Below are 15,432 nucleotides of genomic sequence, written 5' to 3'. Positions count from 1 at the left end.
CCGGGTCCGGCGAAGATGGGCGAGCCGATAAGCCAAGTTCCACAATGCTGCAAGTGCGAAGTTGTATTCCGCAGATGCCCTGGCATTGCGGGTCCGCGGACTCAATGGGAAATGTTAATGCGGTCGTGTACCGCCGATACCTGCTCTACCTGGCTGATTTCCGGATCGAAGCCGGGGTCCTGTTCCATCATGCTCTCACCATCAGGAGCGCGCGCCTGCGCGCGGTTGCCGTTCCACATCCGCCACCGGGAATCGCGGGCAAGGTCGCCAAAGCTTCTTCCTGTCCACTCACCGAAATCGACCTCGTTGAACGCATCGTCGATCCTTGCATCGGTTCCCAAGGTCGCCGCGAGTTCCTGCGCCGTTTCGCGTGCGCGCAGGACGGGGCTGGTATGCACTTCGGTAATCGTTTCGTGGGCCAGGTGCCGTGCGAGTTGCTGTGCCTGCTTCACGCCCTCGAAGGTAAGTTGCCCTCCCGCAGTACGTCCCGAGAGGACCTGTCCGAGATGCGCGTGGGCGGCGTGCCTGATCAAGAGGATGGTCGCTTTGGGAACAAGCAAGAAGAAGATGCATTCAAGGTCCATGGTTAGAGACTCAAAAGATTATTAGAAATAACATATGTTTATTCTGATAAATGTTAATGATGGAATTTTAAATAAAACGCGTGATTTCCGGGCAATCGCCAAAGATAAATAATAGATATATTGTGGAAGGAATGAGATTTGCCTGAAACAATCCTGGTAACTGGCGGCGCCGGTTTTATCGGCAAGGCAGTCACCAAAGAGCTGCTAAATTGCGGACATCGGATTCGCGTGCTCGATAGCCTGGTCGAGCAAGTGCACGGAAACACCGGGACACCGGATTTTCCGCGCGACGTCGAATTCGTCCGCGCCGATGTTCGCAACGGTGACGCCGTTGCAACGGCGCTCCAGGATATCGACAGCGTGATCCACCTCGCGGCCGAAGTTGGTGTGGGCCAGTCGATGTACGAGGTGGAGCGGTACACTTCGGCCAATGATGTCGGCACTGCGGTGTTGTTCGAACGGCTGATCGACCACCCGGTGCGCCGGGTAGTCACGGCGTCGTCGATGAGCATTTACGGCGAGGGACTGTACCACAACGCCGATGGAGCCCTGGTGGAGGACGCCGCGCGCCCGGGCCTGCGGGACGGACAGGCCAATTGGGAGCCGCTCGACAGCCAGGGCCGACCGATGACGCCGGTCGCAACGCCCGAATGGAAGCGGCCCAATCTTACCTCGATCTATGCGCTCGGCAAATTTGTGCAGGAGCGGACCACCCATATCATGAGTGCCCCCTATGGTATCGAGAGCGTCTGTCTTCGCCTGTTCAATGTTTACGGCCCAGGTCAGGCGTTATCGAACCCCTATACCGGCGTGCTCGCAATCTTTGCGTCCCGCTTGCTCAACGGGCAGTCACCGATGATCTTCGAAGACGGCGAGCAACGCCGCGATTTCGTGCATGTTCGCGATGTCGCTCGGGCGTTCACCGAGGCGCTGTTTCATCCCGGTGCCGCAGGCGGTACGTTCAACATCGGGTCCGGCCAGGACCGCTCGATTGCAAGCGTCGCGCGGGATCTGGCGGCGGCTATGGGCTGCGAAGACATCGAAGCGGAGATCGTCGGCAAATCCCGCACGGGCGATATCCGGCACTGCTTCTGCGATACGGAACTGGCGCGCAAGACGCTCGGCTTCGAAGCGCAGGAAGACTTTGCGGCAGGGCTTGCCGATCTCGCGCAGTGGGTCTCGGCGCAAACGGCCGAGGACCGCGTCAGCGAGGCGCGCAGCGAACTCGAACGCCGCGGGTTGGTGGCATGAAAGGGCAGTATCTGGACCTGGCGTGCGCGGCGCGCTTGTCCGTCAGCGGCAGTGGAAAGGGGGCGCAGAATGCATATTCGTGAAGGTCTCACCTTGGTTGCAGGCGGGGCCGGCTTCATCGGCTCGCACCTGTGTCGGGCACTGCTCGAAAACGGGCACCGCGTCGTCTGTATCGACAATCTCCAGTCGTCCCGCGAATCCAACCTGATGTTGCTGCAAGATTACGGACATTTCGATTTCGTTGAAGCCGACATCACCCAGCCGCTTCCAAACCAGGTGATGCGGCGGGCGGGCGAGTTCACCCGCATCTATAATCTCGCCTGTGCGGCCTCCCCGATCCTCTACCAGATCAACCCGGAGCACACGCTGCTGACCAGCGTCCTGGGAACCAATCGCCTGCTGCGTCTGGCGGAGCAATCGGGTGCCCGCTTCCTGCTGGCATCCACAAGCGAGGTTTACGGCGATTCCGAAGTGCACCCGCAGCAGGAAGATTACCGCGGCCATGTCAATTGCACCGGGCCGCGGGCCTGTTACGACGAAGGAAAGCGCGCGGCCGAGACGCTTGCGTTCGATTACGACCGCGCAGGCCGATCGGAAATCCGCGTGGCACGGATCTTCAACACCTACGGGCCGAATATGCGCATTGACGACGGCCGGGTCATTTCCAACCTGGTGTGCCAGGCGCTGTCCGGTGAGCCTTTGACGGTATATGGCGATGGCAGCCAGACGCGCAGCTTCTGCTATGTCGCCGACACGGTCGACGGGCTGCGGAAGCTGATGGAATGCCCGATGCCGGACTTGCAGCCGATCAATATCGGTAACCCGGAAGAGATCACAATAAAGCAGCTTGCCAGCGCATTGGCAGCGATCATCGGCCATCCGCTCGATCTTGATTACTGCGATCTACCCACGGACGATCCGCGCCGACGCCGACCGGACATTGCGCGGGCGAGGGAACTGCTTGGCTGGCAGCCAACCACACCTCTGCGTGAGGGCCTCGAAATGACTCTCGCCTGGTTCGCGCGGGAGCTGAAGGCCAATTACCCCGATGAATTAGTGGAGCGCCGTGGACACGAGCCGGTCTTGCGATCCGCCATGGGCGAAGAGAATTTCGTCTAGCAGGAATGCTCGTTTGATCGGGCGGGACATTGGCGATCATGCCTTGCGGCGCTTGGGTGCGAGCGGACGGAGGGGAAGCCGTACGGAAGTCATTTGCTCGAATGCGCAGAGGTGCACGAAGGCTAACTTTTATCAACGGAACCCTTGCCTGACCGAGCCATTGGATTTGTGAGGATGAGGAACGGTGAACGGGTTGAACACGATCTTCGCGGCAAACCCCTTGGACCGAATTAAATCCGGTAAGAATTCGAGAAGGAGCAAGCAATGTCGTTTCTGGATAGAGTTGCAGCCGCCGTCACCCCTGCGGCCTCCGATGAGGAGCGCGCCGAGGCGCGGCGCAAGATCGAAAAGCTGGCCTCGGGCGAGGACTGGCTGCGGATGATCGTCGATCAACACAAGGGAATTGAAGGTCTGTTCGAAGAAGCGAAACAGGCGCAGGGAGCCTCCGCCCGGGCACAGGCCATCAAGCAGCTTGCGACTGAACTAACCGGCCACGCAACCGCCGAAGAAGCTGTGGTCTATCCGCTCGTGGCGGAAGACAGCGGCAAGACCCATGCCGGCATGGCGTATGAAGAACACGCCATGACCAAGATCCAGTTGGCGAAGCTCGAAAAGCTCGATCCGCTGACTCCCGAATGGGACGAGAAACTTGAACACATCCGCAGTGCCGTGGCGCAGCACGTTTATCAGGAAGAAGATAGCTGGCTGCCCGACCTGGTCGAGAACACCTCGCCCCAGAACAAGACATTGCTCAACCACCGCTATGCGGAGGAATACGGCCGCTATTGCGGAGCCATGATGCAACAGACGAACCCCGCCTCCGCAGTGTGGATGTAGCCAGAACCGTTCACGGGGCCCCATTCGGCCCTGTCGAGCCTGCCGCGCTGGGCCCCCCTCCAGCGCGGCAGTGCTGCTTCTTCAGAACAGCTTGAACACCATCGCCAACGTGACAGAGACGGCTACGGGGGGGTCAATGATGACTACCTCGTAGCGAATGGGGTCGCAGCCGTAGCACGGTCAGCGGGCAGATGGGGGAGAGAGATTCTCGATCGACCTAGTGGCGCCGATCGAGGAATTGCATCACCTGTTCCTGGAACAGCTCCGGCTGATCCAACATCACGAAATGGCCGGCATCGGGTAGAGCAACATACTGCGTCTGCCCAACCTCCGCGAACTGGCGGCGATAGAAAGCATCGAGCCGTTCCTTGGGCAGACCTTGTGAACTCCACGGGTAAATTACCGTCACCGGGGCGTTAATCTCGATCATTTCGGGCCGTAGATCAGTGGTCAGAATCTCGAATACGACTTGTCCCGCAACTCGTGCATCAGCCGCCATAGCCCAAGCTTGCATCTTCTTTCGGCTGGTCTCCTTTATCGCCATTCCCTTGACGTTCTGAGCCGCAGCCTCAGCGTCAGGCACCATGCCATAGGCAGCCGCAACAGTGTCCCGCATTTGACGAGCGGTGGGCATCACTTGGGCGACTGTGATGTCAGTCCCGGGGGGAGCAAGCTGCACTCCCAGGTAAGGAAGAGCATCGACCACCATAACTCGGCCAAGCGCATCCTTGTGACGCGACGCTATCATCAGCGAGAGCACGCCCCCCATCGAATGGCCGATCACGGCGGGCTTTTCGATCTTCTTCTGGCGCATGAACGCGACGATATCTGAGACCGCCCCCTCCAAAATCCCTTCTCGCAAGTTGCCTCCAGGATCGTCGCCGCCAAATCCATTCACCTGCACGAGCAATACCCGATGGCTTTTGGCCAGTTCCGCTGCGACTCCCTCCCAGACGCCTCGCGGGGTCGAGAGCCCCGGAATGAGAATAACGGGGTCGCCAGCGCCCATTTCGACAATCGAGATATGATCCATCCGCACTTCCCCGACGGAGATAGCGGCGGGTTGCGGTGCGGCAGCGAGCGGCGAGATTGGCGAGCAGCCGAGTGTCAGCAGCGCCGACACCATGAGAGCGTGTTTCATTCCTGATTCTCCTTTTATGGATTGGTGAAAATGGCCTCGATCGGCCGTCCGAACAGGTCGGCGATCTTGAAAGCCAGTGAGGGACCAACGTATCGGATAGCGGCGGTGAGCCGGGCTTCGGCGCCTTGCTATGCTAATGTTCCTTTCCGTTATGGAAAGTAAGCTTTACGTATCCAGAACTCTGGTGTCAATGGTGCTTTACAACCAATTGAGGATTGCTGGCAGCCGGCCAACAGGCCGGTCGGCCTGAAATCTTCGGCGGCAATTGGGGGCGCCCACTCGAACACAACGGCAAGGAATGGCGGTAAAGGTCTCGAACACCGCGACAACTACTTTCATCGCGATCATGGTTTCGCTTGCCAAAATGACCCGCAAGTTTGCACAACAGCTTGGGGGCAAATCAGGAGGACGAAATGCAAACACAGACTTTGAAAGCCAGGGTCATCCACTGGGGCTGGACTTTGAGCGTATTCTTGCTCGTATCCTATCTGATTTGTATCGCCTTCGGGCTACTTACACCAAGGCAATTTCACATGCATGAGGCTTGGGCTCCGCTCCTGCCAGGCTTTGAGTGGCTGACATTGAGCGGGTTTCTTGCCGGGGCAGCAGGAAGCTTTCTGTGGGGTTGGTATATCGCCCTGCTTGGAGTGCCGCTTTATCGCTACTTCGGGCGAGGCCGCACATCGTGAGCATCTACACCTGTCCGATGCATCCTGAAATTCAGCAGGACAATCCCGGCAAATGCCCCAAATGCGGCATGCATCTCGTACTTCAGAGCGAAGTTGACGGGGCATCGGGTGAGCACGCGCGTTGTCATGGCGAAGGCGAACATCAGCAACAGGTCGAGGACATGGGAGAATATGACCTCGTGCCGCCTGGATATGACGGGGCAGTCTATACTTGTCCGATGCATCCGCAGGTCCGGCAGACCAAAATGGGATCCTGCCCGATCTGCGGCATGGGACTGGAGCTGGAATCAGCCGGAATGGCCGATGATGGTCCCAACCCCGAACTGGTCGATTTTACCCGGCGGTTCTGGATTGGGACCGTCCTCACCATCCCGCTGCTGATCCTCACCATGGGGCCCTTTCTCGGCCTTGGCATTCGCGAAGCGATTGGCGAGCGCACCACGCTGTGGATCGAATTTGCCTTGGGGACGCCCGTCGTCCTGTGGTGCGGCTGGCCGTTCCTCATGCGCGGGTGGAATTCGTTCCGGACGATGAAGCTCAACATGTTCTCGCTGATCGGCATGGGGGTAATGGCCGCATGGTTGTTCAGCATTGTTGCCATCATAGCGCCGCAGATATTTCCCGATGGCTTCCGCGATGCCGAAGGCAACGTCGGGGTCTATTTCGAAGCCGCTGCGGTGATCGTCACGCTGGTTCTGCTTGGCCAGGTGATGGAACTGCGGGCCCGCGAAGGCACTGGCAAGGCAATCCGCGCCCTGCTCGATCTGGCGGCCAAAAGCGCCCGGATCATCCGGTCTGACGGGACCGAGGAAGAAATTGCGCTCGATGATGTCGTCGTCGGGGACCGGCTGCGGGTCCGCCCCGGGGAAAAGGTACCGGTTGACGGGGTCGTGCAAGACGGGCGCTCATCGGTCGATGAAAGCATGATCAGCGGCGAGCCGGTTCCAGTGGAAAAGGTCGCGGGCGATTCCGTAACCGGGGCGACGATCAACGGCACCGGCTCGCTGATCATCGAAGCGACAAGGGTGGGTTCGGAAACCATGCTGGCGCAGATAGTCGGGATGGTCGCGGCCGCCCAGCGTTCGCGCGCGCCGATCCAGAAATATGCCGACAAGGTTGCCGGTCTGTTTGTCCCCGCCGTTATCGGGATCGCTGTTCTCGCCTTCATCGGCTGGGCGATCTGGGGGCCGGCCCCGGCGCTCTCCTACGGCCTGGTGGCGGCGGTGGCGGTGCTGATCATCGCCTGCCCTTGCGCGCTGGGCCTGGCAACGCCAATGTCAATCATGACCGCAACGGGGCGCGGTGCGCAAGCCGGTGTGTTGATCAAGAATGCCGAGGCGCTCGAACGGTTCGAGACCATCGACACGCTGATCGTCGACAAGACCGGCACTTTGACCGAAGGCAAACCGCGGCTCGTTGCGGTGATGCCCGAGGATGGCTTTGACGAAGACGAAGTCCTGCGGCTCGCCGCGTCGCTCGAACGAGGGTCGGAGCATCCGCTGGCGGAAGCCATCGTGCGCGGCGCCGAAGAACGCGGGGTGGCGATAGACGATGCCAGCGACTTCGAGGCGATTACTGGCAAGGGGGTCAAAGGCACAGTGGGCGGTCAGGCCGTGGCGCTGGGCAATATCGCGCTGGTCCGCGATCTCGGCCTTGAAGCAGCGACACTGACCGGCAAGGCCAATGCCCGGCGCGATGACGGCGAGACGGTGATGTTCGTCATCCTTGGGGGCCAGGTGGCCGGGCTGGTCAGCGTGGCCGATCCGGTTAAGGAAACGACCCCGGCAGCACTCAGGGACCTGCATGCGCTCGGGCTGCGGATCATCATGGCAACTGGCGATAACGAGCGCACGGCCAAGGCGGTCGCTGCGCGCCTGGGCATCGACGAGATTCGCGCCGATGTCCTGCCCCAGGACAAGGTCCGCATCATTCGCGAACTGCAAGCCGCAGGGGCAAAAGTCGCCATGGCGGGCGACGGAGTCAATGACGCCCCGGCGCTCGCGCAAGCCGATGTCGGTATCGCCATGGGCACCGGAGCCGATGTTGCCATCGAGAGCGCGGGTATTACGCTGGTCAAGGGAAACCTCGAAGGCATCGTGCGCGCGCGGCGGCTCGCCCGCGCCACCATGCGCAATATCCGGCAGAACCTGTTCTTCGCGCTGGTCTACAACACGGCGGGCGTGCCGATCGCAGCGGGCGTGTTGTTTCCCACATTCGGCATCCTGATCAGCCCGATGTTCGCCGCCTTTGCAATGAGCGCATCCTCAATTTCGGTGGTGCTCAACTCCCTGCGTCTGCGGAGCGCCAAGGTATGACCCGACGCCCGGCACGAGGACCTTGCGCCAGAGGGTAATCACGGATCGGTGCAGGGATCTTCGCGCTGACCGGGCTGTGCACCCGTTTACCGGCAAATTTCGGTGGCCGCTGAGCGTCAAATTGTGCTGCACATGCAGCGCTGCAAAGGATCAGTTTGGGAGGATCAGACGCGCCGCTCCAGCACGCTTAGGATGGCGCATTGGGGCACATTTTCGCCCGAACATTCGGTCAGAATTTGCGACAGCGTCTGCTCGATTTTCTGAAGATCTGTTATCCGGCAACGAACGACTGCAAGATGCGCCTGGGTTTTCGCCATCACCTCAGCGCAGGTTTGTGCACCAGTATCGGTCAGCGACAGCAGCGAGCGGATTTCCTCCATGGAAAAGCCGAGATCACGCGCACTCATGACAAATTGCAGGCGCCCCACCAAATCGGGTGGATAGACGCGGTACCCATTGGCGTTGCGCGGCGGGTCGGGCAGCAACCCCACCTTTTCGTAATAACGGATGGTTTCCAGATTGCAGCCGGTCTTACGGGCAAGCTGGGCGCGCAGGATGCCGATTTGATGATCCATGCAAAAACCTCTTGAGTCTGTAGCGGCTACAGAGCTTACACTGCCAATCATAGAGTTGGAAGAAAGGATTCGCATCATGGCTTCAACGCCGGAAACCGGGCTGCCAAACCTCGCCGAAAATTCCGAGCCGAAACGGGCGAACTGGCTTGCGGGCGGCGCATTGATCGGGGCGGGGCTGGCTTCGGCCTGCTGCATCGTGCCGCTGCTGCTGGTGAGCTTGGGCATTTCGGGGGCGTGGATCGCGAACCTGACCGCGCTTGAACCCTATAAGCCCTATGTCGGCGGCGTAACGCTGGCCTTGATCGGATTCGGTTTCTGGCACGTCTATTTCAAGCCGAAACCTGCGTGCGAGGACGGGTCCTACTGCGCGCGCCCCAGGTCGGCGCGCACCACCAAGACGGTGCTGTGGCTGGGCCTCTCCATCGTCATCCTGGCGCTCACCATCGATTGGTGGGCCCCGTGGTTTTATTGAAAGGAATACGCTGATGAAAAGGACCCTGATGGTTGCTCTGGCTGTGCTGGCGCTGGCGGGTGGCGGAGTTGTTCTGGCGCTTGGCATTGCAGGTGAGGATCGCCCGGTAGCCGCGTCAACCGCGCAGGCGCATACCACTTTCGCAATCGAAAACATGACCTGTGCCATGTGCCCGATTACCGTGAAGAAGGCGATGGAAGGTGTCGCCGGAGTAAGCGAAGTCAATGTCGATTTCGCGGCCAAGACCGCGCGCGCCGCCTATGATCCAGCCCGCACCAACCCCGCCGCGATTGCTGCGGCTTCGACCAACGCGGGTTATCCCGCGCGCGCTACGGCGAGACCATAAGCGGTTGAACAACAAGACGCTGCTGGGCGCGGGGCTGATCGGCACAGTCATCGCCTCCTTGTGCTGCTTCACCCCAGTACTGATCGTATTAGCCGGCCTGATCGGTCTGGCGGCACTTGTCGGCTATCTCGATTTTGTATTGCTGCTGGCGCTGGCACTTTTCGTTGCTCTGACCGTCTATGTCATGTGGCGCCGCCAGGCGCGCTTCAAGAGATCTGCAGGTGTTGTCCGGCGAATGACCTCTTGCACGATGATTGAGCAACCCTGCCTCACGAATTGGAATCACACATGGCCAATGGATTTGACTACGACCTGATAGTGATCGGTGCAGGGACTGGGGGCAACGTTGTCACCCGGATGGCTGCGGGCGCGGGCTGGCGTGTGGCCAGCATCGACCAGTTGCCATACGGCGGAACCTGCGCATTGCGTGGCTGCGATCCCAAGAAGATGCTGGTGGCCGTTTCAGAGGGCGTAGAATGGATAGAACGTCTGAAGCACAAAGGGCTTGAGGGCGAAATCTCGGTCGATTGGGCTGATATGATGGCATTCAAGCGTAGCTTCACCGACGCCATGCCGCAGCGAGTTGAAGCTGGTCTTCAAAAAGCGGGCGCGAAAACGTTGCATGGCGAAGCACGGTTTACTGGCCCCGACACGATCGAACTGAACGGCGAAACCTTGCGCGCGCGGCATTTCCACATCGCCACAGGAGCGCGGCCAATGACGCTGAACATCCCCGGCGAGGATCTGCTGATCACCAGTACCGATTTTCTTGAGCTATCAGACCATCCTGACCGGGTTGTATTTGTCGGCGGAGGATTCATTGCCATGGAATTCTCCCATATCGCGAAACGCGCTGGTGCACATGAGGTCACGGTGCTGGAAATGATGGAGCGGCCGCTTGGCAATTTCGATGAGGATCTGGTTTCGATGCTGGCCGAGGCGACCGCAGAACTCGGGGTAAATCTGCGCACCAAGGCCAAGGTGCTAAAAATCGAGGAAGCGGGCGGCGAGTTGGTTGTCTCTGTCCAGACGCGGGAAGGTATCGAAACGGTTACTTGCGACACCGTGGTCCACGCCACGGGGCGTGTACCCAATCTCGACGCGCTCAACCTGGAAGCCGCCAATGTCGAGCATGGGCCCAGGGGCATCGTGGTAAATAGCGCGATGCGAACCACCAATCCCGCGATATTTTCCGCGGGCGATTGCGCCGATAGCGGCCTGAAATTGACCCCAGTATCGGCCTATGAAGCGCGCATAGCCGGCAAAAACCTGTTGTCGGGCCGGGATGAGCGCAGCGTTGATTACCCGCCCATCCCGAGCGTCGTTTTTACTTTGCCCATGGTTGCTAGTGTTGGCCTTTCGGTGGCAGACGCAAGCGAGCAAGGGCTGAAGGTCGATGTCAATTTCGAAAGAACGCAGGATTGGTATTCCTCGCTCCGGGTGGGAGCGAAGTGGACGGGTTACAAAGTCCTCGTCGAACAAGTAACCGGCCGAATCCTTGGCGCTCACCTGATTGGTCCGGGGTCAGAGGAACAGATCAATCTGTTCGCCATGGCGATGGGGGCGAACCTGACCGCCAACCAGATCAAGGCCATGATCTTCGCCTATCCTAGCTTCGCCTCCGATATCAGCGCGATGGTAAAGACCTGACCTTCAGGGGAGTTACCCCAATTCAGCGCTCTCACTGCCTCCAAGGAACAAATAATGGACCTGCAATTAGGTGAAACCAAGTGCTGCGCGATCGGCCAGAATGACAAATCATCTTTTGATGTGGCCGTAGTCGGTGCGGGCTCAGCAGGATTTTCCGCCGCCATCACTGCGTCCGAACTGGGCGCGAAAGTCGCGTTGATCGGGCATGGGACGATCGGCGGCACCTGCGTCAATGTAGGATGCGTTCCGTCCAAGACGCTGATCCGGGCAGCCGAAGCGGTGCATGGCGGCAAGGCTGCCGGGCGCTTTGCGGGGCTAGGCGGCAACGTGCAGCTCGAAGACTGGAGCGCGCTCGCAGCGTCGAAGGACGAGCTGGTCGGCGAATTGCGGCAGAAGAAATATGTCGATCTGCTGCCCGCTTATGAAGGCGTCAGCTATATCGAGGGCAAGGTCCTCTTTGCCGATGGAGCAATGATCGCTGGCGATGCGCCGATGCAGGCCGGCAAAGTTATCCTGGCAATGGGCGCGCGCGCCGCCGTGCCGCCGATACAGGGGCTGGATGATGTGCCCTATCTCACCAGCACCACCGCGCTGGCGCTGGAACGCCTGCCCAAATCGCTGTTGGTGATCGGCGGCGGAGTCATCGGGGTCGAACTGGGCCAGATGTTCGCGCGCCTGGGCGTGGCCGTTACCATCTGCTGCCGCAGCCGCCTGCTGCCCGAGTTGGACCCGGAACTTGGCGCCGCGCTGCAATTCTATCTGGAGGCCGAAGGTGTGCGGGTATGCGCGGGCGTGCGCTATCACAGCATTGTGCGGACGGTCGGCGGGATTGAGCTGACCTGCGCTGGCGACTTGGACGGCCCGACGATTGCCGCCGAGCAGGTGCTGGTTGCTACCGGACGCCGCCCCAATAGTGACGGGCTGGGTCTGGAGGAACACGGCGTTGCGCTTGCCCAAGGTGGCGGGATCATGGTCGATGATTTTCTCGAAACTTCAGTCCCCGGCATCTATGCGGCGGGCGATGTCACGGGACGCGATCAGTTCGTCTATATGGCTGCCTATGGGGCAAAGCTGGCCGCGCGCAATGCAGTAGAAGGCAATCAAAACCCTTATGACAGCAGCGCCATGCCAGCAGTTGTATTTTCCGATCCGCAGGTCGCCAGCGTCGGACTTACCGAAACGGCGGCGCGCGCACTGGGCCTGGATGTCAAGGTTTCGCTGTTGCCGCTCGATGCCGTGCCGCGTGCGCTAGCAGCGCGCGATACGCGCGGGTTGATCAAGCTGGTCGCGGACAAAGCCGGTGACCGCTTGCTTGGCGGTCAGATCATGGCCCCCGAAGGTGCAGATTCGATCCAAACACTGGTGCTCGCTATCAAGCACGGCATGACAAGCGCCGCACTTGGCGACACGATCTTCCCTTATCTAACCACTGTCGAAGGGCTAAAGCTGGCGGCGCAGACGTTCGACAAGGATGTGTCGAGGCTGTCATGCTGCGCGGGCTAGCGCTTGCTGACTGAAATAATACGATTGCCTTTATCGCTTGTCTCGAACTCGAAAGTGACTGTGTCCCCCACTGAAACCTGATCGCGGATTGGCTGGGATGCATCGAATGCCATGGTCATAGCAGGCCATTCCATCGCCGGAACGGGGCCGTGCTCCATAGTAATCGTGCCCGCATCGGCATCGATTGCCGCCACCGTTCCTTCCGCGCTAGCCGCGCGAACAGTGCCCGACTGTGTCATCGGCATAGTGTCGCCGTTCATCGGCATTTCGTCTGCGGTCATCGCCATGTCTTCATTTTCCATGGGCATCTCGGCATCATGGGCGTTGTCGCAGGCCGCCAGTGCAAACGGCAGGACAAGCAAATTCATCCAGGTTAAATAGCGCATAGTTATTCTCCTTCAGTTGGGGCGGGCTTGGCAGCCTGGGGGCGTCGCAGCAACAGATAGGCTGCGGGCAATACGAACATGGACAATAGCGGCGCGGTGATCATGCCGCCAATCATCGGCGCGGCAATGCGGCTCATCACTTCGGAGCCCGCGCCCGTGCCGATCAGGATCGGGAACAGGCCGGCCAGGATCACTGCCACAGTCATCGCCTTGGGCCGCACGCGCAGCAGCGCGCCTTCGCGGATCGCGGCGCGGACATCGTCTTCCGTGCGTTCTGCCCCGTGAAGCGCGCCAGCGTTCCGGGTCAGCGCGGCCTTGAGATAGATCATCATGACCACGCCAAACTCTGCCGAAACCCCGGCCAAGGCGATAAACCCGACTGCGGTTGCCACCGACTGGTTGTAACCCATCAGATACAGCAGCCAGAACCCGCCGGTGAGCGCAAAGGGCAGCGTTCCCATGATCAGCAGCGCTTCATCCAGCCGCCGGAAGATCAGGTACAGCAGCAGGAAAATGATTGCGAGCGTGGCCGGAACCACGATTTGCAGCCGCTCGTAAGCGCGGGTCAGATATTGGAATTGCCCGGCATAGGACAGGCTGACCCCCGGCGGGAGTTCAATCTCGCGGGCGACGGCTTGCTGAATGTCGCCGACTACCGAGGCAAGATCGCGCCCGCGCACATCGACATAGACAAAGCTGGTAGGCCGCCCCTGTTCGCTCTTGAGCATCGGCGGCCCGTCGCTCACTTCAATCTGCGCAACGGTCCCCAGGGTGATCTGCTGTCCCCTCGGTGTGAGCAACGGGAGGCTGCGCAATTCATCCACACTGTCACGTATTTCGCGCGGATACCGAACATTGATCGGGTAACGCGCCAGCCCTTCTACCGTGCGGCCGACATTCGCTCCGCCAATCGCGCCGGACACGATTTGCTGCACATCGGCGATGTTGAGGCCGTATCGCGCCGCCGCCGCCCGGTCGATATCGACATCGATATAACGCCCGCCCGTCAGCCGTTCCGCCAATGCAGAACTGACACCGGGCACCTGCCCCGCCGCGCGCTCCACTTGCAGTGCAATCCGCTCCAGCTCGGCCAGATTCTCACCGGACACCTTGACTCCGATCGGGCTTTTGATGCCCGTCGCCAGCATGTCGATCCGGTTGCGGATCGGCGGCACCCACACATTGGCGAGACCGGGCACCTGCACCACGCGGTCGAGCTCTTCTACCAGCCGGTCCGGCGTCATCCCGTCGCGCCATTGGTCACGCGGTTTGAACTGGATCGTCGTTTCGAACATCGCCAGGGGTGCAGGATCGGTCGCGGTGTCTGCCCGGCCGGCTTTGCCAAACACGGTGGCCACTTCGGGCACGGATTTAATCAACCGGTCGGTGCGCTGGAGCAATTGCGATGCCTGGCCGGCCGACAGGCCGGGCAAGGCGCTGGGCATGTAGAGCAAATCACCTTCATCCATCGGCGGCAGAAATTCACCTCCCAGCCGCGAGAACGGTACAAGCGCGGTCAGGAACACCAGCGCTGCAATGACCAGCGTCGCTTTTGGCCGCTGCATCACCCAGTCGAGGCCGGGGCGATAGGCTCGGGTCAGGGACCGGTTAAGGATATTGCCATCCTCGCGCGGGATCTTGCCCCGGATCAGCCAGCCCATCAGCACCGGTACAAGAGTGATCGACAAAATAGCGGCAGCCGCCATCGAATAAGTCTTGGTAAAGGCAAGCGGTGCGAACAGCCGTCCTTCCTGTGCCTGCAAGGTAAATACCGGGAGGAAAGACATGGTGATGATCAGCAGGCTGAAAAACAGTGCCGGGCCGACTTCCTTCGAAGCTTCTGCGACTATCCGCCAGCGCTGATCGCTGGTGATGGCAGTGTCGGGATTTTCCTCCGTCCAATGTTCCAGATGTTTGTGCATGTTTTCGACCATCACGATGGCCGCATCGACCATCGCGCCAATCGCAATCGCAATGCCGCCCAAGGACATGATATTGGCATTGACCCCCTGAAACCGCATGACGATAAATGCCGCCAGCACCCCCAGCGGCAAGGTGATGATCGCCACCAGTGCCGATCTTGCGTGCCACAGGAACAGCGCGCAGATGACGCCGACCACGATGAATTCCTCGATCAGCTTGGTGGCAAGATTGCTGACTGAGGCATCGATCAATTGCGACCGGTCATAAGTGGTCACAACTTCGACTCCTTCGGGCAGACTGGCCCGCAATACGTCCAGTCTTTCCTCCACTGCGGCGATGGCCGTGCGCGCATCGGCCCCCTGGCGCAGCACTATAATGCCTCCCGCCACTTCGCCCTCGCCATTGAGTTCGGCGATCCCGCGCCGCAGTTCCGGCCCGAGCTGGATATGCGCCACATCGTCTAGTGTGACCGGCACCCCCCCGGAGGCGGTCTTGAGCGAGATCCGGCGGAAATCCTCCAGATTGGCGAGATAGCCCGAGGCACGAACCATATATTCGGCCTCTCCCATCTCCACCACCGATCCGCCGGTTTCCTGATTGGCTGCCTCGACCGCGCTGACAATGTCCCCATGAGTCACTCC

Annotated in this window: 15 protein-coding genes and 1 other annotated feature (1 of these 16 only partly in view); of the genes, 10 read left to right on the top strand and 5 right to left on the bottom strand. The window is 60.3% G+C overall.

Features of this window, described 5'->3' with window-relative positions:
* Positions 1-11 (bottom strand) — a sequence feature (sul1 is cis-regulatory element that is thought to sense ions involved in sulfur or methionine metabolism; They are found in Alphaproteobacteria) (it extends 43 nt beyond the left edge of the window).
* Between the two features lie 90 nt (positions 12-101).
* Positions 102-560 carry a histidine phosphatase family protein gene (locus tag U0988_RS09640; RefSeq protein WP_322292411.1) on the bottom strand — a complete coding sequence of 153 codons (459 nt, stop codon included), beginning with the start codon at positions 558-560 and terminating at the stop codon, positions 102-104.
* Between the two features lie 162 nt (positions 561-722).
* On the opposite strand from U0988_RS09640, the gene U0988_RS09635 reads away from it, so the two are divergent.
* From U0988_RS09635 to U0988_RS09625, 3 genes are all read left to right on the top strand, one after another.
* A complete protein-coding gene (locus tag U0988_RS09635; protein WP_322292410.1) occupies positions 723-1,835 on the top strand; it encodes an NAD-dependent epimerase/dehydratase family protein in 1,113 nt (370 codons plus the stop codon).
* A 69-nt stretch (positions 1,836-1,904) separates the two neighbouring features.
* Positions 1,905-2,954 carry an NAD-dependent epimerase/dehydratase family protein gene (locus U0988_RS09630; protein ID WP_322292409.1) on the top strand — a complete coding sequence of 350 codons (1,050 nt, stop codon included), beginning with the start codon at positions 1,905-1,907 and terminating at the stop codon, positions 2,952-2,954.
* A gap of 264 nt (positions 2,955-3,218) precedes the next feature.
* Positions 3,219-3,791 carry a hemerythrin domain-containing protein gene (locus tag U0988_RS09625; protein ID WP_322292408.1) on the top strand — a complete coding sequence of 191 codons (573 nt, stop codon included), beginning with the start codon at positions 3,219-3,221 and terminating at the stop codon, positions 3,789-3,791.
* 217 nt (positions 3,792-4,008) lie between these two features.
* On the opposite strand, the gene U0988_RS09620 is transcribed toward U0988_RS09625, so the two are convergent.
* Entirely contained in the window at positions 4,009-4,932 is a 924-nt protein-coding gene (locus U0988_RS09620; protein WP_322292407.1) for an alpha/beta hydrolase, read from the bottom strand.
* Between the two features lie 298 nt (positions 4,933-5,230).
* On the opposite strand from U0988_RS09620, the gene U0988_RS09615 reads away from it, so the two are divergent.
* Complete coding sequence (locus tag U0988_RS09615; protein ID WP_322292406.1) at positions 5,231-5,473, top strand: hypothetical protein; 243 nt, start codon at positions 5,231-5,233, stop codon at positions 5,471-5,473.
* Positions 5,474-5,617: 144 nt separating this feature from the next.
* Positions 5,618-7,936 carry a copper-translocating P-type ATPase gene (locus tag U0988_RS09610; protein WP_322292405.1) on the top strand — a complete coding sequence of 773 codons (2,319 nt, stop codon included), beginning with the start codon at positions 5,618-5,620 and terminating at the stop codon, positions 7,934-7,936.
* A gap of 164 nt (positions 7,937-8,100) precedes the next feature.
* On the opposite strand, the gene U0988_RS09605 is transcribed toward U0988_RS09610, so the two are convergent.
* Positions 8,101-8,736 carry a helix-turn-helix domain-containing protein gene (locus tag U0988_RS09605; protein ID WP_322292404.1) on the bottom strand — a complete coding sequence of 212 codons (636 nt, stop codon included), beginning with the start codon at positions 8,734-8,736 and terminating at the stop codon, positions 8,101-8,103.
* On the opposite strand from U0988_RS09605, the gene U0988_RS09600 reads away from it, so the two are divergent.
* From U0988_RS09600 to merA, 5 genes are read left to right on the top strand one after another with little or no spacing between them, the layout of a single operon-like run.
* Positions 8,672-8,983, top strand: a complete 312-nt coding sequence (locus tag U0988_RS09600) for a mercuric transporter MerT family protein (protein WP_322292403.1) — start codon at positions 8,672-8,674, stop codon at positions 8,981-8,983. The genes U0988_RS09605 and U0988_RS09600 overlap by 65 nt on opposite strands.
* Before the next feature lie 13 nt (positions 8,984-8,996).
* Complete coding sequence (locus tag U0988_RS09595; protein WP_322292402.1) at positions 8,997-9,329, top strand: heavy-metal-associated domain-containing protein; 333 nt, start codon at positions 8,997-8,999, stop codon at positions 9,327-9,329.
* 4 nt (positions 9,330-9,333) lie between these two features.
* On the top strand, positions 9,334-9,645 hold the full coding sequence (merF, locus tag U0988_RS09590; RefSeq protein ID WP_322292401.1) for a mercury resistance system transport protein MerF: 312 nt from the start codon (positions 9,334-9,336) through the stop codon (positions 9,643-9,645).
* Positions 9,618-10,979, top strand: coding sequence for an NAD(P)/FAD-dependent oxidoreductase (locus U0988_RS09585; RefSeq protein WP_322292400.1), 1,362 nt, complete (start codon positions 9,618-9,620; stop codon positions 10,977-10,979). The genes merF and U0988_RS09585 overlap by 28 nt, the downstream gene beginning before the upstream one ends.
* A gap of 54 nt (positions 10,980-11,033) precedes the next feature.
* The gene (gene merA / locus U0988_RS09580; RefSeq protein ID WP_322292399.1) at positions 11,034-12,482 is read left to right on the top strand and encodes a mercury(II) reductase; all 1,449 of its coding nucleotides are present in this window, start codon (positions 11,034-11,036) and stop codon (positions 12,480-12,482) included.
* Here merA and U0988_RS09575 read toward each other — a convergent pair.
* Together U0988_RS09575 and U0988_RS09570 are read right to left on the bottom strand one after the other, a co-directional pair.
* Complete coding sequence (locus U0988_RS09575) at positions 12,479-12,868, bottom strand: copper-binding protein (protein ID WP_322292398.1); 390 nt, start codon at positions 12,866-12,868, stop codon at positions 12,479-12,481. The genes merA and U0988_RS09575 overlap by 4 nt on opposite strands.
* 2 nt (positions 12,869-12,870) lie before the next feature.
* A partial coding sequence (locus tag U0988_RS09570) for a CusA/CzcA family heavy metal efflux RND transporter (RefSeq protein ID WP_322292397.1) occupies positions 12,871-15,432 on the bottom strand: 2,562 nt, incomplete at its 5' end.

Origin of the sequence: Allopontixanthobacter sp., from assembly GCF_034376665.1 — a bacterium.
GTDB lineage: Bacteria > Pseudomonadota > Alphaproteobacteria > Sphingomonadales > Sphingomonadaceae > Allopontixanthobacter.
Note: the sequence above shows the minus strand (reverse complement) of the source record. Positions and strands in the feature narration are given on the sequence as shown.